This is a genomic window from Arcticibacterium sp., assembly GCF_055134445.1.
This window is the reverse complement of sequence record NZ_JBSRVI010000010.1, coordinates 1-24,523: the sequence shown is the minus strand read 5'-3', so window position 1 is coordinate 24,523 and position 24,523 is coordinate 1. Positions and strand designations below refer to the sequence as shown.

Genomic DNA, 24,523 nt, shown 5'->3' with positions numbered 1-24,523 from the left:
ATTACATCATTTCGATTTTGATGCCTGAATAAATCTTTGAAGTGGTAAAGTACTGGTCAAAAAATCATAAAAAAAGTAGGCTTTGTTGTATTTCTATCAACAAAGCCTACTAGAACCAGGTATTTATGAATATTCCTATTCCGTAATTTCCATTTCTATTTCACCTAAGCTGCTGAACTGAAGGTTCACTTTAGCAGAACCTGTTACTGTTGGGTTCACATACATGGATCCGGTAATAACCACATCTCCTTTTTTAATCATCAATCCAAATTTAGGAAGCAGATTAGCCAAGGCATTGAGGGCATTTAAATGGCCGCCATATATTCTGCTAGAAACGCCAGAGGCTGCCACTTTTCCATCAACAAAGCATTCCACTGACTCGTCTGATACATTAAAATCTGCAAAGTCAATTTTCTTATTTCCTAGCATAAAACCACACTGTCCGGTATCAAAAGCCAGCACATGATTAGTCTTTACCGTCTCAGGGTTATTGTTGATTCCGATGGCGTTTGACTGAGCAAACTCTACCGCTGCTACTGCATAGTCAATACCATTTTTCAATTCTTCAATAGACTTTACGCCGTTAGGAAAATCTTGTTTGAAAACAAAACCAACTTCTCCTTCTATCATCACTTCGCTAGCGGGAAACTTTTTAATGGATATTTTATCTCCAGAAAAATTCTGATTGGCTTTAAGCATATAACCCATTATAGGGTCAAAGCTAGCACTATCACCAACGGTTCCTCCCATTTTCCATCCAGCCAACTGTCCGCCGCCAGATAGTTCTTTCTTTAGTGATGCTAGCTGAAGCTCCACAGCCTTTTCTCTTTCAAGGTCAGGAAATTTACGCGACAAAAAATCTGTCTTGATTTTATTGTTCCTAAAGTAGAGCAGTGAATCTACTATGGCATCTACCTCTTCTGCTTCCGTCATACTTTTATCTGTATTACTGTTTCCCTCGCCGCAGGCCATTATGACTCCGACAAGAGCGAAAATCCATACATTTTTTAACATTCTCAATTTATTATTTCAATTTGTTAAGATACTCATTTCTCACCAATCTACTACAGAGCCATCAAATGAATCATAAGTTTCTGGATTTTTCCAATCATGATCTAATTTATCAGAAATTTTATCTTCATCTAATTCTACGCCTAAGCCAGGGCCAGTTGGAATCATCACATGACCATCTTTTTCTAACTTAAATGGTGTTTTCAAATATCCCTCTCCTAAAGAAACTTGCTCTTGCACCAAGAAATTAGGAATACTAGCTGCTAACTGAAGACCTGTAGCTAAAGAGATAGGCCCCATTGGATTATGAGGAGCTATTTGGGCATAATAGGCTTCTGCCATACCTGCAATAATCTTAACCTCCGAAATTCCACCTGCATGGCACATATCTGGCTGAAGAATACTGGCAGCACCTTTTTCCAAAATCTCTCTAAAGCCCCATTTGGTAAATATTCTCTCACCTGTAGCTATCGGCAAATACGTACTCCTAGCAATGTCTGCCAATACATCTATGTTTTGTGGTTGACATGGCTCTTCAATGAACATAGGCTGATACTGCTCTAATTCCTTGATTAGTATTTTGGACGTTTGCGGAGGAATGCTACCATGAAAGTCAATCCCTATATCCATTCCATCACCTCCAGCCTCTCTTAAGGCTGCAAAGTTTTCGATGGCGTGTTTGATAAATGCAGGGTTCTCGACGGCTCTGGCAGGGCGATCTTTCGCTACGCCAGTTTTGATAATCGTATATCCTTCTGCCTTTCTTTGCTTCATTTGCTCCGGAGTACTTGCTCTTCCGTAAATACGTACTCTATCTCTCGTAGGTCCACCTAATAATTCATATACAGGAACATTCAAAAGTTTACCTTTTATATCCCATAAGGCATGGTCAATCCCACTCAAAGCACTGGTAAGAATAGGTCCGCCTTTATAAAAACTATGTCTATAAATAGCTTGCCAATGGTGCGTTACAGCTCTTGGGTCTTTTCCTATAAGGTAAGGCTCTATCTCTTTAATGGCTGCCTGAATAGTTTGGGCTCTGCCCTCTAATAAAGGCTCTCCTAAACCTACTACACCAGCATCTGTATGAATCTTTAAAAAGACCCATCTTGGCTTTATCAAAAAAGTCTCCAGCTTGGTTATTTTAACCATAGTTCTGTCTTCTTTGTAAACCTTAGGTTCTGGTCTGGCAAAGCTTGTTCCTGGAATAGCCATTGCTCCGGCCAATCCTAATGAAGACAAAACCTTTCTTCTTGACATTCCGTTTTTCTTTTCGTTCAAATCGTCGTTCGTCATTTTTGTAGGGTGTATTTATATATTAAAATTTAATTTCAACTCAATTCTTCTAAAGACACTTTGCGGCCCCTTTTGGTCAATAAATGGATGATTAACCATGCCACTAAGTAGGTAAATCCGCAGATAGTGAATAAAATATTATAGCCCGCTTCTATGTTTCCCAAAGCTTTATACTTATCTAAAAGTCCACCGATAAGCATGGGAAAAAGAATACCTCCGAATGCTCCAGCCATTCCACCAATACCCACAACGGAGCTTACGGCTTGCTTGGGAAACATGTCAGAAGGCAGTGTGAAAACATTGGTAGCCCATGCCTGATGAAGAGCTACTGCAAAACTGATTAAACCTACAGCCACCCATACATTTCCTGCAAACTGGATAAAGATGACGGAAAGCTCCAAAACGGCAAAGACAAACAATACTGTCTTACGAGCCTTTATGGTTTCCATCCCTCTTTTTATCAAATAAGAGGACAAGTAACCTCCACCAATACTTCCTACTGTGGTGGCCGTATAAATTATCATTAACTCAACACTAAACTTCTTAAGATCTAAATCAAAAGTGGATGCAAAATAAGAAGGCAACCAAAACAGAAAGAACCAGTATATGGGGTCAATTAATCCTTTACCCGTTATGTATGCCCATGTTTGCGGATAAGAAAACAGTTTAGACCATTTTACGGGGTTTTTACCTTCTTCAGTCTCCGTTTCTTCTTGCCCAGACACAATGTACTCATACTCTTCTGCGGTTAGTTTCTCTTGCTTTGACGGAACCTGATATAACCAGAGCCAAAAAATTAACCAGACAAAACCCAAGGCACCTGTAAACCAGAAAACCTCATGCCAGCCATAATTTGCTAGAATAGGTGGTACTAAAACCAAGGCTATCACTACTCCTACACTAGTACCAGCGTTAAATATCCCTGTAGCCAATGCTCTTTCTTTCTTAGGAAACCACTCTGCCACCGTTTTAGCTGCCGCAGGATAATTTCCTGCTTCTCCTAGACCCAGTCCCACACGTGCTACACCAAAACCAAATGCACTTCGGGCTACAGCATGTAACATCCCTGCTATACTCCAAAATACTACGGTAAAGGAATATCCCTTTCTTGTACCTACTTTGTCAATTAGCCACCCGAAAAACAACAAACCTATAGCATAGGCTGCCGTAAACGCCATCACTATCCGAGCAAAGTCTGTTTCTGTCCACTCAAACTCTAGCTCTAAAACGGGTTTTAATAAACCTATAATTTGTCGATCCAAATAGTTAATAGTGGTTGCAAAAAACAGCAATGCTACTATTATCCATCTATAATTTTTAATTTTCATTAGGGTATTAATTTTGAGTTTTCAGAATGTATTGTTCAATATGTTCTTGTAATCCTTTCCAGTTTTTATCGTCAATTAATTTCTTATTAAAAAGCTGACTTCCTATGCCATATCCTGCTGCACCTGCCGCCTTAAAATCTTGGATATTATCTAAACTCACTCCACCTGTAGGCAAAAGTTTGATTTGGTCTAAAGGGCCTTTCAAGTCTTTAATAAATGACGGCCCTAGAGCAGTGGCCGGAAAAACCTTGACGACTTTTGCTCCCCAAGTCCATGCGGTGTAAATTTCTGTGGGGGTGTAAGCTCCAGGAAAAATAGGCACGCCTAGTGACACACATTTTTCAATAACCGCCTTCGAGATTATTGGTGTCACAACAAACTGTGAACCTGCCTTCAGAGCTCTTTCTAGGTCTGACTCCGAACAGACCGTTCCTGCCCCAACATTCATTAGACCATCACTGTTTTCAAAAGCATAAGAAATCATTTCTTCTACCCTTGGTGTGTTCATGGTTATTTCTAGATTAGTAAGACCTACTTGCTTACAAACCTCAAAAACCTCTTTAAAGTCATCGAAAGCTATGTTTCTAAGAATGCCTACGATAGGTACTTTCTCAAATAATTCCCAAGAAAACGTTTTATTAGTCATGTAGAATTTTGTTATGAATTTTGAATACTTCGGACTGACCAGCAATCGTTGATTTTATAAGAATGTCATCCGCTACAAACTGCGTTCTTTTTTCTATTCCTAAGACTTCCACTGCTTTCTTATACAGCACATTCATGTTTTCTCCACCACAAAGAATAATAGGTCTGGTATCGGACGACCCACTGATATTACCAAGCTCCTCACCAATCAGCAAACCACTCAAATACAAGGCATTTTCCGACTTATCCATTTCTTTAAAAAGGAAGTTGGTTCTGACCTTAAATAAATTGACCAGCATATTGCTTTCTTTAGCATCCAATACCCCTTTTGAGAAAGCCTCCATTGCCTTTGGCGTCCACGCTTTAAGGGTCTCTTTCATAACTGAATTACTTAAAATGCTGTATTCCGAAAGTATTTCATATAGCTCCCCAGTGAGGTAAGTTTGAAAATGGTTTAATATACCGTTTTTGACAAAGCAGTGTTTAGAATGTGTTCCAGGAAGTATAATGATGGTTTCTTCCTCTTTATTGAATTCCATTAAATGAGCCAAACCCAAAAGCTGAACCTCCTCTCCACGCATGACATCATATTTATCTCGCAAGCCAGAAATTAAAATAAGCGGGTTTACAAAGGATGTATTTCCCTCAAATATTTCAACATCTAAACCAGAAGCGTCTTGTATAGCAAATGGCAAAAAGCCATAAGGAAGCTCTTTCATTCCTATAGATGATGACGCCATTCCTGACACCACAATACTCAGACTATCAATATCGAAAGCGACCTTACTTTTCAATAAAGCCAGATTCTCGGATACCACTTCGCAGAATAAGCCGAAACGATCAGACTCCTTCTCTATCATTCTATTGGTTTTAGCTATCCCATCTGCACTTGTTATCTCAGTCAAAACAGAGTTTGTAGAGCTGTCAATAAGCCTTAATCGGAAAAAACTCGTTCCCCAATCACAACCAATAATTAAGTTTTTTATATGTTCCATTTTATAATGTGCTCCTTTAGTGTTTTCCCAACCCTATTTGTAGTCGTCTTACTCTATTGCAAAGGCCATAAATTTTGACCCTCCTTTTAATCCATATCTAGCTCCACCGGCGGCTATTACAACATATTGTTTACCATTAACCATATATGTAGCGGGAGTAGAATAGCCGCCAGCCGGTAGCTGATATTCCCAAACAGTCTTTCCTGTTTTAGTATCTATTGCTCTTAATTTCTCATCATATGTAGCTCCTATAAATAAGAGACCTCCTGCCGTTACTACAGGTCCTCCATGATTTTCTGTACCGGTAGCAGGCAAACCTTTTTTCATCAATTCAGGAAACTCACCTAAAGGAACCTGCCATAAAAACTCACCTGAATTCATATCAATGGCATTCAAGTTGCCCCAAAGTGGCTTGATAGCGGGATAGCCATCCAAGTCTAAAAACTGATTATTACCATTACTTAAATAGAGCGGATTATAAGGGAATACCTTCCCTTCTTCCGTTTTAATGCGTTCTACTTTATGTACATCAAAACTTGGATTTTCCTTGGCCAAAAGGAAATCGACGATAGCCTGCCTGTCCTCCTTTTTTAAGTGTTGAAAAGAGGGCATCCTACTCCTTCCAGATTCCAGTATGTTTAAAATTTCAGACTCCTTTAAACGTGCACCAATGTTATCCAGATTTGGAAATGCCTGACTTACAGGACCACTTTTATCCATTCCATGGCAGGCACTACAGTTTTGATTGAAAAGGTGCTCTCCTCTAGATCGCTTATTGGTATCTGATCCTTCAGACATTTTCCGCATTTGAATCCACCACAGCATGTTATTGCCATTGACATACATCACACCCTTCGGGTCTGCCGCTGCACCACCCCATTCTGCTCCACCGCCTATATGATAGATTAAAGAACCTTTTTCACTTGGCGGCATATACTTGTTTCCAGATACACTATTTCTAAATCTATCCAGTACAAAAGCATGAGACTCTGGTGTCCTATCTGTGATATCATCTTCTTTCAGAACCTGATTAACGAAAGGTTTTGGCTTGGTGGGAATAGGTTGTGTAGACCATGGTTTTTCTCCTGGCAATGCCGGAGACACAGGAACTTCTATTTCTTCGACATCAAAAAGTGGTTTACCAGTATCTCTATCAAAAATGAAGACAAAGCCGTCTTTGGTAACCTGAGCCACAGCCTCTATTTTTTTTCCTTGATGCTTTACGGTAATAAGTGTAGGTGGACATGGGATGTCTTTGTCCCATAAATCATGATGCACCGTTTGAAAATGCCATACGCGTTTTCCCGTTTTAGCATCAAGAGCAATCACGCAGTTGGCAAAGAGATTTTGACCTGGCCGTTCTGCTCCATAAAAATCTACCGAAGGCGAACCGGTGCCCAAAAACACCATTCCTCTCTTTTCGTCTACCACCATTCCTGCCCAGCTGTTAGCCCCGCCTATTTTTTTGTATGATTCTTTAGCCCAGGTTTCATAACCATATTCGCCAGGAAGCGGTATGGTATTGAAAACCCATGTCAGTTTTCCTGTCTTAACATCAAAGGCTCTAATATTTCCTGGCAATGCACTGCCTCCTTCTGAAACCGTAGAACCAATTATAAATGTATTCATATAAATTACACCGGGAGAAGTAGAGCGAATGCTATATTCATTCACATCAAAACCCCTTACAGACTCGTCTCCCAAACCTTGATGCAAATCCACCAGACCTTTTTCACCAAAACTTTCTACCAGCTCTCCTGTAGTAGCATTTACAGCCAACAAAAAAGAACCTACCGTGTAAAGTATACGCTTATCTTCGTTTTCTTCCCAATAAACCACTCCTCGTATGGCATGAAAACTCTTTTTGAATTCTGGTAAATTATAAGGATCAAACTTCCATAACTCCTGACCCGTTGCAGCGTTAATTGCAAAAAGCTTTTGTTTTGAGGTGGTTCCGTAAAGCACTCCTTTTACCACAATAGGTTGACATTGATTGGCCAAAGGCTTTTCTGAATTCACCTCTTCTCCGGTATCATACTCCCAAGCCACCTTTAATGACTTTACGCTTTCGGTGTTAATTTGAGTCAACTCAGAATACCGTGTTCCTCCACTATCTCCTCCGTAATATCTCCAGTCTACATTTTTAGATTCACCTGAAGAGCCACATGAAGCCAATAGAAACAATAAGCTCTGGCAATAAATGATTATTATAGTCTTCTTCATGGCTTATCAATTAAAAATTCATAATTAATAGTCCATGTGAAAGTCTCCCCTGGCAATACTTCTACTTTAGTATAAGGCTCTGGACAAGATGTGGTAGCACACGCCCAATAGACCATATTATTAATAGGTCGATCGCTGGTGATACGTACTCCTGCCTTCGTTCTTAGGTTTTCAATAAGGATATCGTAATCTTTTGACGTACTTCCAAAACCTGTCATCTCACTTGAAAAAACGCTTTCGCTTGTCGCAACTGCTCTATTAAAAACAATGGATTTATCTTCTATTTTAGCGGTAGTACCAAAACCTTTAACCACGCCTTCTGGCTTCACATTAAAAACAAAAGACGTCTTTATATTAGCATTAGAAGGTTCATTGTCAATCATGAAAAAGTTGTGATTGTAAACGCTGGTTTGAATGGTTTTGTCCCCCGTATTTTTCAAACTATGGCTTAAAATCAAATGGGCATTCTCCAATTCCATTTTTTTGGAATAATGATAAGCATAGCCATTTTTCATTTTAAGATTTTGAGTAAACTGAATTTCGTCTTCGCCTACCACAACTTTTCTTTTTCCCTGATTTTTAATTTGATAAGTCTTAAACCTAGAGTAAGCTTCCTCTTTTGGTTTCTCCAACTCACCTACGCCTATTTTCAAAAAAGTTTCGCCCTCTTGAGCTTCATCATACCCAATTACTGTAAACTCTTCTACAGGCCCCATAATGGCATCATGCAGACCCGCTTCAAATTTGGGATTCCAAACGCCAAAGAAACTATGACCACCATATTCTAATTCGGAAACCACACCCGCCCAGTCAAATCTCGTCCCTTGATAATACCCTTTTCCTTCTTTAGGTAAGAGTATTTTAGCGGTGATTAGACCATTGGATATTTCTGCCTTTGGATATTTTTGGCCAAAGCAATTCACGGCAACAAACATTATTGCGAAAAATATTCTCATACTAAATTTCAAATAGGGTTTATCTATTAAATCAAAACTGTTTTAACTTACCAGCCATGAATAGCTCCATCTGGGCTTTTCAGATATGGGTGAGGAAATTTTGTTCTTTCAGAAACCTCCATCACAAAATCTGCCTTCTTAGGGTTAAATTTCACTCCTAAACCCGGTGCAGGATTCAGATAAAGTTTACCGTCTTTGAAAAGGATGTAATCCTCATTAAAATAAGCTGGTCTTTCTGGGGCACCGCCACCCAACTCCATCATACATCTGGATGGACTACTAGAACCTAATACATGTACCAAAGAAGCGGTAGATAATGGCCCTGTAAAGTGGGGAATCATACCTGTATAATGTGTTTCGGAAAGTGCTGCTATCTTCTTTAGTTCTGTTAAACCTCCTGTATTTGGAAGTGTAACTCGAGCATAGTCCAACAACCTCCCTTCTATCAGTTCGTTAACATCCCATTTGTCGCCATACTGTTCGCCTACGGCAATTGGCACTTTAGTCATGGCCCTCACTTGCTTATAAACAGCTTGGTTTTCACTCCTAACAATATCTTCTACGAAATATGGTTGCAAATCTTCCAAGGCTGTGCAAACCTTTATGCCATCTATTAAGTCAAATCTAGTATGTAGGTCAATAGCCCAGTTTCCTTGACCGCCAACCGCATTATCAATGCTCTTACAGAAGTCAATGGTTTTTTGAACGTTCTGGTAAAAATCATAAGGCACATTAAAGTCACTTCCGCCAGTTGGCCCTATTCTGAAACAACGTAATCCAGCCTTCAAACAGTCTTCAGCTTGACCCTCTGGGGTAGTAGCTTTAGAAGCTCTAAATCCTGTGGCGTAACATTCTATATAATCTCTGGTGGCTCCACCCATGAGTTCATAAACTGGTACATTTAATGCCTTACCTTTGATGTCCCAAAGTGCCATTTCTATGGCACCCAAAGCATGCAATTTCTCTCTTCCTGGGGGATAAAACATGGTTCTATACATGAACTGCCAAAGATGCTCAATTCTAAAAGGATCTTCACCTATGATCATTTGAGCACATTGCTCTATCATATCTTTACTTCCACCCTCTCCTATTCCTACTATCCCTCCATCGGTTTCTATCTCTACTATTCCTCTTGCTTGATTAAATAAAGGTTTGTTATAGCCGGGTGCCGAGTAATATCTGATTTTAGTGATTTTAAGTGACGACGTGGCCGCAAAACCGCTGGTAAATTTCAAACCACCTAGCAGTACACCTGTTCCCAAAATTGTGTTTTTCAAAAACGATCTTCTTTCCATTTCTTTTAGGGTTGACTTTGTATCTTATAACTGTTTAATTTTCTTCTTAGAAGACTCTTGCTGTATTAATTTAGCTTTCATTAAAACCTGAGTCAGTGGCATTTCTTTATCATTAATTTTTCCCATTAACACATCTACTGCCTTAACTCCCAAGTCTTCCAAAGGCTGTAATAAATAGGTAATGGGGCAGTAATACAGCTCAAAAATCTCTGCCTGTCCAAAACTTACAATCCCGAAATCATCTGGGACTTTTAGTTTCAATTCATTGATGTATCTCAATCCGTTAATGGCTAAGCCATAAGTGGCAAACATCAAAGCCTCTGGTCTGTTTTCCATCTTTAAAAAACCGTCGATGGCACGTTTAACCTCATCTTCCAAGGTTTCAAACTCCACCTCAACCAACCATTCATCTTTCCTTTCAATATTATTCTCCATCAAGGCAGACTGATAACCTTTTATCCTTTCATGCATATGATGCATATCTAGTTTATAGGCTATCAAACCTATCTTGTCATAACCCATTTTTATCAAATGCTCACACCCATCATAAGAAGCCGTAAAGTTATCTGTAGCAACAAAATCTGTATTAAGCTCAGGAAAATGTCTGTCCAAGAGAACAAATGGAATCTTCTTTTCCCGCAAATGCCTTATTTGATCTTCTGAGTGTTCAGAAGCTACTATGATAAAACCATCCACCTGTCTGTTCATTAATACCTTTATTAAATCCCAAGCCTTTTCTGCATTTTCATCGCAGCTTCCTATGATTACCGTATAACCTTTTCGTCTTGCTTCATCTTCTACCACTCTAGCAATATTGGCAAAGAAGGGATTGGAAATATCTGCTATCACTAAGCCTATGGTAAACGTTTTTCCACTCCTAAGACTTTTTGCAACTTGATTAGGTTGATAGTTAAGTTTCTTAGCTATCTCCCTAATCTTTATTGCAATCTCCTTTCCAACCCTTTTCTCTTTCTCATTTCCATTTATCACATAAGAAACTAAGGCTGTTGAAACCCCAGCTTCTTTTGCGATATCTTTCATTGAAACCTTTTTTCCACTCATGGAGTAAACTTAAAAATTGATCTTAAGTAAAAAAACTATAAATCACGAAAAGTTAATTTAATCGATTAAATACCCCACATTTAAGTCCAATTATGGTCTTAAGATAGTTCCGTCATCTTTACGAACCTGCCAGTTTGACTTCGTCCCAATAGGATATTTGGCGGCTTCTTTCTCATTGAGATCTACCCCTAGCCCTGGCACATCATTTACAGACATGTAGCCATTTTTCATGGTAGGACAACCGGTGAAAACATCTTGCATTTTGTCGCTAAACGATACCGCCTCCTGTATTCCAAAATTCCAAACGGCCATATCAATGTGTGCATGAGCAGAATGGCCAACCGGGGAAACATCCCCCGGTCCATGCCACGCTGTTCTTATATTAAACCATTCACCTAACCTTGCCACTTTCATGGCGGGTGTAATCCCACCAATCTGTGATACGTGAATCCTGATAAAATCAAACCATTGATTTACCATTGGTTCCACAAATTCATTGATATTATTAAAAAGCTCACCCATCGCTAGCGGTACAGATGTGCTGGCCCTAAGCTGCTTAAACCATTTCATATTTTCTGGAGAAAAAGGATCTTCAATAAAGAAAGGCCTAAACTCTTCCAGCTTCTTTATCATGTTTATGGCATCCATAGGCTGCACACGCTCATGTATGTCATGCAGCAATTCTACTTCTTCGCCGCAGCCTTTCCTAACAGCCTCAAACATCTTAGGCACAGATTTTAAGTAATACTGGGTATTCATGTAATTATCTCCCTCACCACCAAAACCTGCCGCCTTAAAATCCGGTGTTTGCTGTATAGCACCTACTGCCCCATAACCACCTTGCTGAATTCTTATATGCTTAAAACCTTGTTCTTGATATTTTTTAACGCTTTCCACCATCTCCTCTGGAGTTCTTCCATTAGCATGGGTATAACAAGGAATCGCAAACCTAGATTTACCACCCAATAATTGATAAACTGGCATACCAGCCCTTTTACCCTTAATATCCCAAAGAGCTTGATCTAAACCACTCAAGGCATTATTTAAAACAGGGCCGTTTCTCCAGTAAGAACTAACATAGGCAGACTGCCACATGTCTTCTATATTATCTACGTCTTTGCCTCTACAGAAATCATCTAGATAGCTATCAATAGCTGCCACAACAGCCACTGCTCGCTGGGTAAACGTGGCACATCCTAAACCATAAAGACCAGGTTCAGATGTTTCCACTTTAACTACTATCAGGTTGGACCCTTGGGGTGCCGTGGCTATTGCCCTCACTTTGGTAATAGTCACTTTGCCCATTCCCTTTGCGTAGCTTGGTGTGGTTTCTCTAGCTTCGGCTCTTGAGGCTCCACCAAAGAGCCCCAAGATTCCTGCCGAACTCAACCCTAGTTTCTTTATCGTATCTCTTCTACTTTCATTTACATTCAAATCCTTCATTCGTCTTTTAGTTAATAGGTTACAAATCTTTATTGTTTAAGCACTTGGTCTTTCAATTTGATTAAAATCTATTTTTTATCCCACCAAATGCGAGTTTCAAGATTATTAGGTCCTTGGCGTGCTATGGCTTCATTCATGTTTGCAGAGTTTACCACAATTTCACCATCAGGATAAGGAAGTCTTCTGATAAAACCTTCAGTTTTTAACTCAGAACCCGGATAAGGATTACTTTTCAATGTTGGAAACCCACTTCTTTTGAAATTGGCTACACTCTCATTTCCATCTAGAAATGTGGCAACCCAATACTGATTATTTATCTGCTCATAACCTTTAGCAGGGTCAAAAGCTTGCGAATCGATATATGCTTTTATAGCTGCCTCAGGTATGGCGGCTTTAGTATCATATAAGGCCATCTGCTCCAAGTTAGCTCTAATTCCATTGTTATAATAGGTGCCTGCATCTCCAGAAACCCAGCCTCTCAATGCCGCTTCTGCCAACAGTAGTTGCGTTTGAGAATAGGTAACATGAAACTCTGGTGCATCCAGTTTGAGTACTGTTGTTAGGTTTGGCTGACTATAATCCCATAAACTTGCCACTCCTTTGGCAGCAAATGTGGACGAAATAGAAACATCATTATAGCCCATTGGCATGCCAATTTGAACTTCTGGGGAATAATTAGCCTTAGAAGCGTTTTGCTCTTGACCACCCTTGGCTCCTACATGTCTCACTGCAAAAACACCTAATCTTGGATCATTATTCTTCTTTAAATAATCTACAAAAGGTTCGGCTAGGTAATAATTTGTTTTTTCACGTGCAGCCAAATGATTTGCAATATAATTGTTCCAATTAGAGGTATGTCTGATAATTGAGTTGTCAGCGTTAGACTCAATCAATCCACCCGCTACGGCCTTTTTTACATAAGCTTGAGCTGTGGCTGGATCTACTTTACTCAAACGCATAGCAGCTCGAAGCATTAATGAGTAACCCAACTTTTTCCATCTAGGTACATTCCCGCCATACAAAATATCGGTAATAACCGCTGGTTCACTAACTTTAAGGCCTGCCGTTGCTTCCTCTAATTCTTTGAGGATGTCCTTGTAAATCACCTGCTGGGCATCATATTTAGGAGCGACCACTTGGTCAATATATCCTTTCCCAGCTTCAAAATATGGAATATCTCCATAGTTATCGGTCAAAATCATAAAAGAGTATGCTTTCCAAATCCTTGCTGATTGGTAGGTATTTACTTCTAATGGTTTGTCCTTGGTTTGCTCTACAGCGGCCACCACTTGTTTCAAAACATTTTGATAGAAGTTATTCCATACGGCAGTCGCATTTCCATTATTTAGCTGATTATAGTTGGCACCAGATAATGAGCTACCGTAAGGCGTAATAATTTGCTGAACTATACCAAAATTATAGCTTAGCATACCCAACGTACTAAAGCCATCGAGGTAAGTAGTTGAAATTATAGCTTTATTTAATATAGCTGAAGAGGTAAGCGACGTTGGGTTTATTCTATTTGTATTTACCTCGTCGAAACCTTTGTCGCAGGATACTGCAGACATGGCTAGCAAGGTGCCTAAAATGTATTTAATGTATATTTTCATTGTAATAATATTTAGAATTTGAAATTTAAATTGAATCCAATGCTACGAGTAGGCGGCAATCCTGGCCAAAAATCAAGCCCTACAGCATTATCTGATGAAACTAAAGCTTCTTCAGGATCCATATTCTCTGTCCATTTTTTGATTACCAAAACATTGTTAGCAATGGCACTTAAACGTAAACCTTTCACAAAACCGCTTTCGCTGAAAAGTTTGGTGGCATCATAGCTTAAAGTAAGCTGACGAAGCTTCCAGAATCCGGCATTTGAAACCCAGTCCTCATTGATCCCAAGTGGGTTGATAGCCTCATAGTAAGGTTGTACAGCCACTTGCGTTTTATTTACTTCTCCATTTTGGTTTACACCCTCTCCTATCACATATCCTACATCACGACCAGGCAAGGTACGTTTTGAAAGACCATGCCTTTGGAAGTTTGTATTACGACCGGCAATCATAGTGTGACCTAATTTAAAGTCGACTAAGGTGGATAACGAAACGTTTTTATAGGAGAACGTATTCGTGATACCTCCTACATATTTTGGTAATGCACTACCTACGTTTTGTAACTCATTGTTTCGCAGGGGAAGTCCACTTTTTGAATCAAAAACTTGGTTCCCTTGGTCATCACGGAGATACATAAACGTATACAACTGACCAATTGGTTTACCCACTACTTGAGCTAGGTTACGACCACCACCAGAAGCCACCGTTATAATGGTATCCGAATCTGTTAAGCCTAGTTTTAAAACTTTCGAGGTATTATAGGCCATATTCGCATTTATATCCCAACGGAAATCTCCCTTAGCTACCGGTGAGAAGGTAAAAGCCATCTCAATACCTTCATTTTTACTACGTCCAACATTTATAAGCTTACTATTATAAGATGTTGCATTAGAAATTTGAGCCGCCAGAATTTGGTCTTCCGTAATCTTGTGATAGTAGGCAAAATCTAAACCAACTTTATTGAAAATCTTTAATTCTAAGCCTACTTCAGCTTCCTTAATACGTAATGGTTGAAGATTAGTATTTGGAACCACACCTGTATTTATGCCCCCAACTGGTACAGATAGCCCTGAAGGATTTGGAAACGGATTGTTTTCAACAGCATAGAATAGGGCATTGGAATAAGGGTTTACGTTATCAGAACCCACTTGAGCATATGCAGCTCTGAATTTACCAAAATTTAACCAAGCAGGTATATTATCAAAGGCTTGAGAGAACACAAAACTACTGGTGGCAGAAGGATAAAGAATACTTCTATTTGCTGGAGCCAAAGTAGAAAACCAATCATTTCGTGCCGTTACATTTAGGTATAAAAACTCGTTATATGAAATGGTTGCTGCACCAAAAACTGAATTGATTTTTTTCTCTGAAAGATTATAAAGTGGGTCTTTTATACGCCCATTCATAACCGTGTAAAGACCAGGCAAAACAAAATCCTGTACTGCTACTGAATTATAATCATTCCTAGCATATCGCTGATTACCACCCAAAGTAAGATCAACACCAATTTTACCAAAGGTGCGATCGGCACCAATAATTAAATCGACGTTACGCTCTAAATTTTGGCGAATGTCTTGGGTATAAGAGCCATTTACAAATCCAACTGGAGCTTTGGCTATAGGTGCATATCCGTTTGGTATATTGTATTCCTGATTACGGACATAAAAGTCTTCTGCAATTCTACCCTGTACATAAAGCCAATCGGTGAAATTATATTTAAGAGCAATATTTCCAAATATCCTGTTCCTATTTACATTTTCATATTTATGAGACATGGAATAATAAGGATTATTACGCACCAAGAAACGGGCAAATACAAATTCATCCCCATTGGGAAGCGTCTGGTTATCACGCAGGGCATCAAAGGGCATTGAATTGGCCAAAGTACCAATGACAGTTGCCACAGCTACATCTTGCGTATTAACTTGAGGTGGATTGGTGTTCTTTTCTAAGGAATAGTTCACATTTCCACTGGCTACCAGTTTACTGGTTATGTTTTGATTGAATCCTAAATTAATAACCTTACGATCAAATTTATTGTTAGGCATTATCCCTTTATTAGCTGCATTAGATAATGATAAGCTAAAACCACCAGTGGCACCACTATTTGACACCGTTACTGTATTGTTAAGATTAGTACCTACATCATAAAACTGACGGATACGATTGTAAACCGGCTCATATGGGTAGGTTTTATTATCAAAAAGAGTTTGAGTCATTCCTGGCTCGAATTTTTCACCAAAACTCCACACGCCAGAAGTAGGGTTAGCAGTTGTAGGTCTTTTACCTCCTTCACCTTGACCATATTCATATTGATAGTCCGTAAAATCAAGTGGAGTGTCTGTCGTAAAATTGATGTTATAATCTACACCAAAACCTTTATTTCTACCACCCGATTTCGTTGTGATCATCACTACACCATCTTTAGCACGTGAACCATATAAAGCCGCCGCCGTCGCTCCTTTTAATACGGTCATACTTTCTATATCGTCTGGGTTTATGCTCGAAAGACCATCACCTCCATCTGAACTATTAGAAGACCTAGAACCAAAATCTCCGCCTAAAGAATAGTTAGAGTTGTCCATAGGAACGCCATTGACAATAATCAGAGGATTATTTTGACCACTAAAAGAAGACTGGCCACGAATCCTGATTTTTGCAGTTCCTCCAGGGCCTGTACCCATAGTTGTAATATTCACCCCTGCCATTTTACCCTGCAAGCCAGACATAACATTCGGCTGACGGTTGATGGATATTTGGTCTGAATTTAAAGTAGCCGTAGCATAACCAAGCGTCTTAGCTTCCCTTTTTATTCCCAACGCAGTTACCACCACTTCTGAAAGACTAGTTTGCTCTTCTTCCAGATTTACATTAATAATGGAGGTGTTATTAACTTTTACAGCCTGAGTTAAATAACCAATAAAGGAAAATTTCAAAGTTCCACTTGAGGGAACATTAATGGAATATTTCCCATTCACATCTGTCATAGTACCTTGGGTACTGCCTTCTAAAATGACACTTACTCCTGGCAGGGCACCTGTCTCTCCTGAGACGGTCCCAGATACCGCTATGTTTTGTGCCAAGGCTACTGAGCCTGTTAGCAGAAACATAATTGCTAAATTTAAAAATAGTTTTTTCTTCATAGGTTTGAAATTTTAGATAGTTTAACTAAACGGAACCAAACAGATATCCTTTATCAAAACCACATGCTTAATCGATTAAGCACATGCTCAAAAAAATATCCTTTGATTAAATATTTCTTTTATAAAGATGGGTGGATAAATAGCTTCCCTTATTCATCTTTCCACGACAATGATAAGGGAAGCCTATTCCTAAACGACAATTCAAAACTATGCTTAATCGATTAAACTTGCAAAATAAAATTAACTTTTATTTACAAATAAAATAAGAATAGTTATGTTTTACTGTGCAGAGAGGGAATTTTATACAATGAAATCCAACTGAAAAATAAAGAATTAGCCTTCGAAATAGCGTACCCAAGTTTTCTAGTTCATGACATTTCTTAATAATTAAGCCTCTGTTGCGACGTGCTAATTGGTAAGAGAACCGCGTTTAGTTTGATCCTCAAATCATAATAACTGTATGCTCATTTAAGATAGAATCTGTATATCTATTTTCGGATTATTAGTCCACTTTTACTTTTGCAATTACTAAAATTCAATTAAAATCTCTAGTTTCCAAACGGAGCACACGCCAAAAACCCTTGTTGCTTTTTTTACATTTTTTATAATAAAAGTTACAATAAGTTTGGATTGTTTAATCGGTTAAGCATACATTTGGCAAGAAGTAAATGCGTCGAGCTATACCTCTCCGATACTTTTGATATTTTTTTATCGAACTGCTTAATCGATTAAGCATCAATTGGAAACGTGTTTCTATCGGCGTAACAAACTTAAATAAAAACAATAAACCTTATGAAAAGAAAAATCCTTACCAATTGTAATCGATGGTACTTGGTACAATTATTTTTTGTTGCTGGAACGCTCTCCAGCTTTTCTCAAAGTACTATTAAAGGCGTTATAAAAGACGCAAGCGACAACAGCCCACTAATCGGTGTCTCCGTGGTGGAAAAAGGTTCTACAAACGGAATAATTACAGACGTGAACGGAGCATACTCTATCAGTGTATCATCCAAAACCTCCACATTAGTCTTTTCCTACACAGGATTTGAATCACAAGAAATTATAGTCGGATCGCAATCTATCATAGATGTAACTCTTGGTTTCTCCCAGAACCTATTGTCTGAGGTTGTAGTCGTTGGTTATGGAACTAGAAAAAAGTCTGATCTGACTGGCTCGATCTCGCAAATTAGCTCCAAAGATTACAAAGAACAGCCCGTTGTCAGAATGGAAGATGCTCTTCAAGGACGAGCATCAGGTGTCACGGTGACTAGAGCATCTGGAAGTCCTGGAAGCCCAATTAAGGTGAGAGTTCGTGGAATTAACTCTATTACAGGGACAAATGACCCTTTAGTGGTAATTGATGGAATAATTGGAGGAGATTTAACTTCTCTTAATCCCAACGACATCGAAACGATGGATGTACTTAAGGATGCCTCTGCAACTGCCATTTATGGCTCCAGAGGTTCCAATGGTGTAATAATGGTGACTACCAAAAAAGGTACAAGCAAACCAACTTTAAATCTGGAATATTTTACTACGGCTTCTAAAATTCCCAAATTCATTGAAACCTTAAATGCTGCCGATTTTGCAACGCTTGAAAACTTCAGAAGAGTTAGTTCAGGTGGTAGTGCTATTTTCCCTGACTCTGAGATTCAAAGTCTTCGAGCGAGTGGTGGAACTGACTATCAAAGGGCAATTTTCAAAACAGGTCTGTCACAGAATATTTTACTTTCTACCAGTGGTAAGTCAGGCAAAATCTCATATTTCATGTCTGGAGCTTACGCAGAACAGGATGGAATTATGATTAATACTAAATACAGAAGAATTAGTGGTAGGGTGAATTTAACATCTGAAATAACTGATAAACTTACTGTGGGCATGAATCTCTACGCGACAGACGAAAACAGACTTAATAATGAAGGACGCCAAGTTTTAGTGGCTCTGACTTACGACCCCACTACACCTATCAGAGATGACAATGGTCAATATATTGACTATTCCAACAGAGGACTAGCTCACCTTGGTTATAATCCAGTAGCGGAGTTAAATACCCGTTCTGCGACGAACTTTACCGACAGAATAAATGCCAATCTTAATTTATCTTATGACCTTCTAGATGGCTTAAATTATACAATAGTAGGAGGTTTAAAAACGACTAATGGTACTTTCCAAGGCTATTATACGGTGCCTCCGTTTCCTGATGCAAGTTATAGTAGCAACCTCAGCCAAGGTCTACAAGTCAGTAACATTTTATCATACGAGAAAAAAGCAGGTGATCATGACATTAAACTAACTGGTCTTTATGAATTCCAGCAAAACAACTATCGTGGGAATGGTTATAATGCAAACGATATCACCGTACCTGGCGGCTTCTATGTTGCCGAACTAAATCAAGCATCGTCTATTAACAATGATTACAATAAGTCAGGCATTGAATCTTTAATGGCAAGAGCTGAATATATCTTGAAAGAAAATTTATTTGTAACTGGAACAGTGAGAAGAGACCGATCTTCTAGGTTTAGACCAGGTTACGATACAGGTATCTTCCCCTCCTTAGCTTTAGCATATAGTTTAACAGATTTGGGTTTTATTCAGAATAACAACTTCGTTTCTACCTTAAAATTGAGGGCCGGTTGGGGTCAAGTTGGTAATCAAAACATTGCCCCTTACTCAACATTTCCTAGTATTAATATAAACAGTAAATATCTTTTTGACGGTGCCACCTTATCTCCTGGCTCTTCGCCGGCTGGTTACGGAAATGCTGAACTAACATGGGAAACTACTTCTCAGACTAACTTGGGTTTTGATTTTGGATTGCTTAATCAACGTTTCAACCTTTCTATAGATGCGTATGAAAAGCGTACTACAGATCTTTTATTGCTTGTTCCTGTTCCTAATTTTGCAGGGGGCGGTTCTGTTCCTAGAAATGTAGGAGAAGTCAAAAACTCTGGTATAGACTTTAATATTGGTGGAGCGATAGCAAATAATAATAATTTTAAATGGGAAGCCAACATTACCGCTTCCTTACTTAAAAACAGGGTGGTAAGTTTAGGAGGTCCTCAAGAAATCCAAGGAAACTATAATGCTCCTGATGGTAGCGGAAGGCCATTAAATATCATCCAAGTAGGTAAACCGCTTAGCCAATTTTACGGCGAAACCTTTTTAGGAACATGGAAAAGTTCAGAGGCAGATCAGGCAGCAGCATACGGTCTAAAACCTGGAGACGCCAGATATCTAAGAGACGCCAATGGAGATATCGTAGTTGGAAACATAGGAAATGGAACACCGAAGTTTAGTTGGGGTTTCAATAACACTTTCTCGTACAAAAACTTTGACGCCAACGTTTTCTTCACAGGATTAGGTGGCTATCAAATAATGAATGCCTTGGATGGATTATTAGTAGGAAGTACAGGAGAGCAGCGTTCATGGCTTTCTCCTACTCAACTAAACTACTGGACTCCTCAGAACGAAACAGATATTCCGATCGGAGGACAAAATAGAGTTGCCTCTTCCAGATACCTTGAGAAGGGCGACTTTGCTAGATTGAGTAATTTGAGTATTAGCTATAATATTACGACTCTTCCTAGGTTTAAATCTGTCAAAATATATATCAGCGGGCAGAATGTACTTCTTCTTACCAAGTTCACTGGATACGATCCTGAAAGTAATTCGGGTGGTACAAATGACTCTGCTGCTGGGGTAAATGGAGGTGCATACCCTAATCCTAGATCAATTACGTTTGGGGCTAAATTTGGTTTATAAGAACATCAACTAATTAGATAATAATGAAAAACATTAATATATATAAATATTTATTCAAACACTCTAACCCTCTTTCAATTGGGTTAATTCTGCTAACATGTACAAGCTGTGTAGACCTAACCGAAGACCCGAGTACTTCAAGACCAGCCCCTGGCTCTTACTCTAATCAGTCAGAGCTGGAGCTGGGTGTTACTGGTCTTTATAGCCAAATGGCAAATATGGCCTCCATGACCACTTTTATGGTTTCTGGCTGGGGTGGTGATGATATTACCACGCATAGAGTAAGCAATAAGGCCGACTTCAGAGAATATGACCAACGAGCTGTCTCTGCTTTAAATGCAAGGTCAGCTACAAACTGGAAAAATATTTATTCTGCCATTAGAGCAGCCAATAGTGTAATTGCCAATTCCGAAGGGCTGGTTCTACCTCTTAAAAACGTCCAAGACCGACTTCTGGGAGAGGCCTATTTTATCAGAGCTGTAGCCTTTTTCCATCTGACCAGAATTTTCGGAGAAATACCATTGCATTTAGATATTAATCCGCAAGTAGATTTACCCAAATCCTCTCAAGTTGAAGTTTACAGCCAAATTGAATCTGATTTTAAAACTGCCGAATCTCTTTTACCTACAATCTACCCTGGTGTGCAAAAGGGGGCTCCAAGACCTAATAAAGGATCTGCCAAAGCTTTTCTTGCCAGATTATATCTAGATTGGGCAGGTTTTCCTGTTAAAGATCAATCAAAATATACTTTAGCAGCAAAAACCGCAAAAGAGGTAATGGATAATGCTTCTAGCTATGGTTTTGCTTTAGTTCAAGATTTAGAAAGCCTTTGGACTGTTGGCAAAAGGTTTAACGATGAAAGTATTTTTACTATAGCGTACTCAGTAGCAAATGGCCTAGCAAACCGAAAGTTTGGAAAATTAGGTCATCCGACAGATTTATTAGGGTGGCAGGAAACTTTTGCTGAAATTAGATACTATGAAGATTTTCCTGAACAAGCCAGAAAAGAAGCAACATATCGTACAGAATATGACTGGGAAAACTTTACAGATCAAGCAAATCCTGTATTTAAAAAAATTGTTGGGCCTAAAGATGATATCCCGTTGCAAGATTTCAATTCGGATAGAAATGACTATCTAATGAGGTATGCGGAAGTTTTACTAATCTATGCTGAAGCATCAGGAAGATCAGGAAACGTGACTCCTGAGGCATGGGAAGCTCTTAATAAAATAAAAAGAAGAGCTGAAGGTTTACCCTATGGTCAACCAAATTCAGACGTAGATGTTACCTCAGGAGATATTGCTGAAATGGCATACCTAGAAAGAAAATGGGAATTTGCTGGTGAATACCTAAGGTGGCCAGATCTGGTAAGAATGGAACGTGTACAAGAGGCCTTAAGTAATAGGAACCCAAGAGTATCTAAAAATTCTAATGGTGAGTTACTTAAAGAACCCAATGCCATTATTGGCTCTTTAGGCACAGATAATTATTTTGCCCCTCTCCCTCAAAATGAAGTAGAGCTCAACCCTAATCTTAAATAGGGTTAACAACAGAAATTTATTAAATCAAACGATAGGTTCATTAACCTGTCGTTTGATTTTGTTTTATTTCACTTCTGAAACTTGGTAATAGCTATATTTTATGAATAAGAGAATCCTGAATACCCTTGTTGTTCTTCTTTTTACAGTATATGGATGTGACTCTTCGCAGCACATTTTCGAAAAACTGGATCAAGAAACTACCCATGTACTCTTTGAAAACCGTATTGATGAAACCATTGATGCTAATTACTTTCAATATATGTACACTTACATTGGGGGTGGAGTTGCCGCAGCCGATTTCAATAATGATGGTCTTGAAGATTTGTTTTTTGTATCTAATTCTTATGATAACAAGCTTTATTTAAATAATGGAAATTTTGAATTTGTGGATATTTCAGAAAAAGCTGGTATTATAAAAAGACCCGGATTTGACGTAGGTGCGGCCATAGTAGACATTAACAATGACGGATGGCTGGATATTTATATCACCAGGGGTGGATGGAAGCCTGAGAATGATGCCTTCGCCAATATGCTGTACATTAATAATGGTGTAAAAACTGGCTCGAAGCAAATTACCTTTACTGAAAAGGCCGCTGAATATGGCCTGAATGATATAAACCGAGGGGTAGCTGCTTCCTTTTTTGATTACGACAAAGATGGGGACTTGGATGTCTATATAAGCAACACCCCAGATTTTGAAGATAAAGGGAACGTAATTCTGGATTTAGAAAAAGTCAAAGTGGATCCTAAAACCGTTGCTCAAATGGGGAGCGATAAGCTCTATCAAAATAACGGTGAAAATTTTTTTAAGGATGTTTCTACGGAGGCTGGTATCTCACCCGATATAGGCTTTGGCCTAAGTCCGCAAGTAGGAGATCTCAACAATGACGGCTGGCCGGATATTTATGTTTGTAATGATTTCAGAATACCCGATTTCGTTTATATCAATCAACAGGATGGTACCTTTAAAGATCGTCGGAGCGAGAACCTTCAGCACATGTCGTTTAACAGCATGGGTGCAGATATTGGAGATATAAACAATGATGGCTTTATGGATCTATTCACTTTGGATATGAACCCTGAAGATTATGTAAGAGCTAAAACCACTATGGGTGTTACTTCACAATATCAGTTTGAACTCATGGTGGATAAAAATTACCATTACCAGTATATGCATAACATGCTGCAGCTCAACAACGGCGATGGCACTTTCAGTGAGATTGCGAATATGTCTGGTGTTGCAAATACGGATTGGAGCTGGTCCTGTTTATTTGCAGATTTTGATTTGGATGGTTATAATGACATTTATGTTTCAAACGGGGTTTTCAGAGATGTTATAGACCGAGATGTAAATAACGATATACTACAGGATTTGAAAAGGCATGGCACAAAACCTTCTAATGAAGATTTTCTTCGTTTTACAAAGACATTGCCTCAACAAAAGTTGGATAACTACATTTACCGAAATAAAAAAGATTTGACTTTTGAAAATGTTACGAAAAAGTGGGTCAAGAGTAGCCCTACGTTTTCTAATGGAGCCACGTATGCAGACCTTGATAATGACGGTGATTTAGAGATTATAGTAAGCAATATCAATGAACCCGCTACTATTCTTAAAAACAATGCTAGAGAGCAGGGTAAAGGTAATTTTCTGCAAATAAAAATAAATGGCCCTGCACATAATATTGGTGGTATAGGAACTACCGTTAAGCTCTTTGTGGGAAATGGTGAAGTACAAACCCGTCAACTCATTACCACTCGGGGTTTTCTTTCAAGCGTAACGTCTAAACTACATTTTGGTTTGGAAACGAAGGAAGACATTTTGTCGCTTCATGTCTCGTGGCCAGATGGGAAAACCCAGGAATTCAAAAAAATAAAACCCAATCAATTACTAGAATTAAATTATGATAATGCAACAAAAACTAGTCAATTCCAAAACTCCAAGCCCAAAAATAATACTCTTTTCACTAAGATTGAAAGCCCTTTTAAACACATTGAATCTTCTTTTAATGATTATAATTTACAGCAACTATTGCCACACAAGCTGTCTCAAACGGGGCCAGCTCTGGCAAATGCAGATATTAATGGTGACGGTTTTGATGACCTATATTTAGGTGGAGGCAAAGGATACCCAGGAAGAATTCTCGTGTCTGACAGTACTGGAGGCTTTTTGTCAATTGAAGTTGAAGAATTCAATACAGATGCCAACAATG

Annotated in this window: 15 protein-coding genes; 3 read left to right on the top strand and 12 right to left on the bottom strand. The window is 38.8% G+C overall.

Annotated elements, in window-relative coordinates; genetic code table 11:
- Nucleotides 1-135 precede the first annotated feature (135 nt).
- The 12 genes from ACTBZY_RS00960 to ACTBZY_RS00905 form a co-directional block, all read right to left on the bottom strand.
- Complete coding sequence (locus ACTBZY_RS00960) at nucleotides 136-1,014, bottom strand: hypothetical protein (RefSeq protein WP_463044445.1); 879 nt, start codon at nucleotides 1,012-1,014, stop codon at nucleotides 136-138.
- Between the two features lie 39 nt (nucleotides 1,015-1,053).
- Nucleotides 1,054-2,307, bottom strand: a complete 1,254-nt coding sequence (gene dgoD / locus ACTBZY_RS00955; protein ID WP_463044444.1) for a galactonate dehydratase — start codon at nucleotides 2,305-2,307, stop codon at nucleotides 1,054-1,056.
- A gap of 35 nt (nucleotides 2,308-2,342) precedes the next feature.
- Nucleotides 2,343-3,635: an MFS transporter gene (locus ACTBZY_RS00950; protein WP_463044443.1), complete on the bottom strand. Its 1,293-nt coding sequence runs from the start codon at nucleotides 3,633-3,635 to the stop codon at nucleotides 2,343-2,345.
- A gap of 7 nt (nucleotides 3,636-3,642) precedes the next feature.
- Nucleotides 3,643-4,281, bottom strand: coding sequence for a bifunctional 4-hydroxy-2-oxoglutarate aldolase/2-dehydro-3-deoxy-phosphogluconate aldolase (locus tag ACTBZY_RS00945; protein ID WP_463044442.1), 639 nt, complete (start codon nucleotides 4,279-4,281; stop codon nucleotides 3,643-3,645).
- Nucleotides 4,274-5,275 carry a 2-dehydro-3-deoxygalactonokinase gene (locus ACTBZY_RS00940; RefSeq protein WP_463044441.1) on the bottom strand — a complete coding sequence of 334 codons (1,002 nt, stop codon included), beginning with the start codon at nucleotides 5,273-5,275 and terminating at the stop codon, nucleotides 4,274-4,276. Before ACTBZY_RS00940 ends, ACTBZY_RS00945 begins: the two co-directional genes overlap by 8 nt.
- Before the next feature lie 48 nt (nucleotides 5,276-5,323).
- Nucleotides 5,324-7,498 carry an outer membrane protein assembly factor BamB family protein gene (locus ACTBZY_RS00935; RefSeq protein ID WP_463044440.1) on the bottom strand — a complete coding sequence of 725 codons (2,175 nt, stop codon included), beginning with the start codon at nucleotides 7,496-7,498 and terminating at the stop codon, nucleotides 5,324-5,326.
- The gene (locus ACTBZY_RS00930; protein WP_463044439.1) at nucleotides 7,495-8,454 is read right to left on the bottom strand and encodes a hypothetical protein; all 960 of its coding nucleotides are present in this window, start codon (nucleotides 8,452-8,454) and stop codon (nucleotides 7,495-7,497) included. Before ACTBZY_RS00930 ends, ACTBZY_RS00935 begins: the two co-directional genes overlap by 4 nt.
- 47 nt (nucleotides 8,455-8,501) lie before the next feature.
- Entirely contained in the window at nucleotides 8,502-9,749 is a 1,248-nt protein-coding gene (locus tag ACTBZY_RS00925; RefSeq protein WP_463044438.1) for a mandelate racemase/muconate lactonizing enzyme family protein, read from the bottom strand.
- A 24-nt stretch (nucleotides 9,750-9,773) separates the two neighbouring features.
- The gene (locus ACTBZY_RS00920) at nucleotides 9,774-10,790 is read right to left on the bottom strand and encodes a LacI family DNA-binding transcriptional regulator (protein ID WP_463044437.1); all 1,017 of its coding nucleotides are present in this window, start codon (nucleotides 10,788-10,790) and stop codon (nucleotides 9,774-9,776) included.
- A gap of 111 nt (nucleotides 10,791-10,901) precedes the next feature.
- A complete protein-coding gene (locus ACTBZY_RS00915; protein ID WP_463044436.1) occupies nucleotides 10,902-12,254 on the bottom strand; it encodes an enolase C-terminal domain-like protein in 1,353 nt (450 codons plus the stop codon).
- 68 nt (nucleotides 12,255-12,322) lie between these two features.
- Nucleotides 12,323-13,864, bottom strand: coding sequence for a SusD/RagB family nutrient-binding outer membrane lipoprotein (locus tag ACTBZY_RS00910; protein WP_463044435.1), 1,542 nt, complete (start codon nucleotides 13,862-13,864; stop codon nucleotides 12,323-12,325).
- A gap of 11 nt (nucleotides 13,865-13,875) precedes the next feature.
- Nucleotides 13,876-17,007, bottom strand: a complete 3,132-nt coding sequence (locus ACTBZY_RS00905; protein ID WP_463044434.1) for a SusC/RagA family TonB-linked outer membrane protein — start codon at nucleotides 17,005-17,007, stop codon at nucleotides 13,876-13,878.
- 792 nt (nucleotides 17,008-17,799) lie between these two features.
- Here ACTBZY_RS00905 and ACTBZY_RS00900 point away from each other — a divergent pair.
- The 3 genes from ACTBZY_RS00900 to ACTBZY_RS00890 all read left to right on the top strand — a co-directional run.
- Complete coding sequence (locus ACTBZY_RS00900) at nucleotides 17,800-20,769, top strand: SusC/RagA family TonB-linked outer membrane protein (protein ID WP_463044433.1); 2,970 nt, start codon at nucleotides 17,800-17,802, stop codon at nucleotides 20,767-20,769.
- A 23-nt stretch (nucleotides 20,770-20,792) separates the two neighbouring features.
- Nucleotides 20,793-22,310 carry a RagB/SusD family nutrient uptake outer membrane protein gene (locus tag ACTBZY_RS00895; RefSeq protein ID WP_463044432.1) on the top strand — a complete coding sequence of 506 codons (1,518 nt, stop codon included), beginning with the start codon at nucleotides 20,793-20,795 and terminating at the stop codon, nucleotides 22,308-22,310.
- Between the two features lie 100 nt (nucleotides 22,311-22,410).
- Nucleotides 22,411-24,523, top strand: a 2,113-nt coding sequence (locus ACTBZY_RS00890; protein ID WP_463044431.1) for an FG-GAP-like repeat-containing protein, incomplete at its 3' end; no start/stop codon positions are given.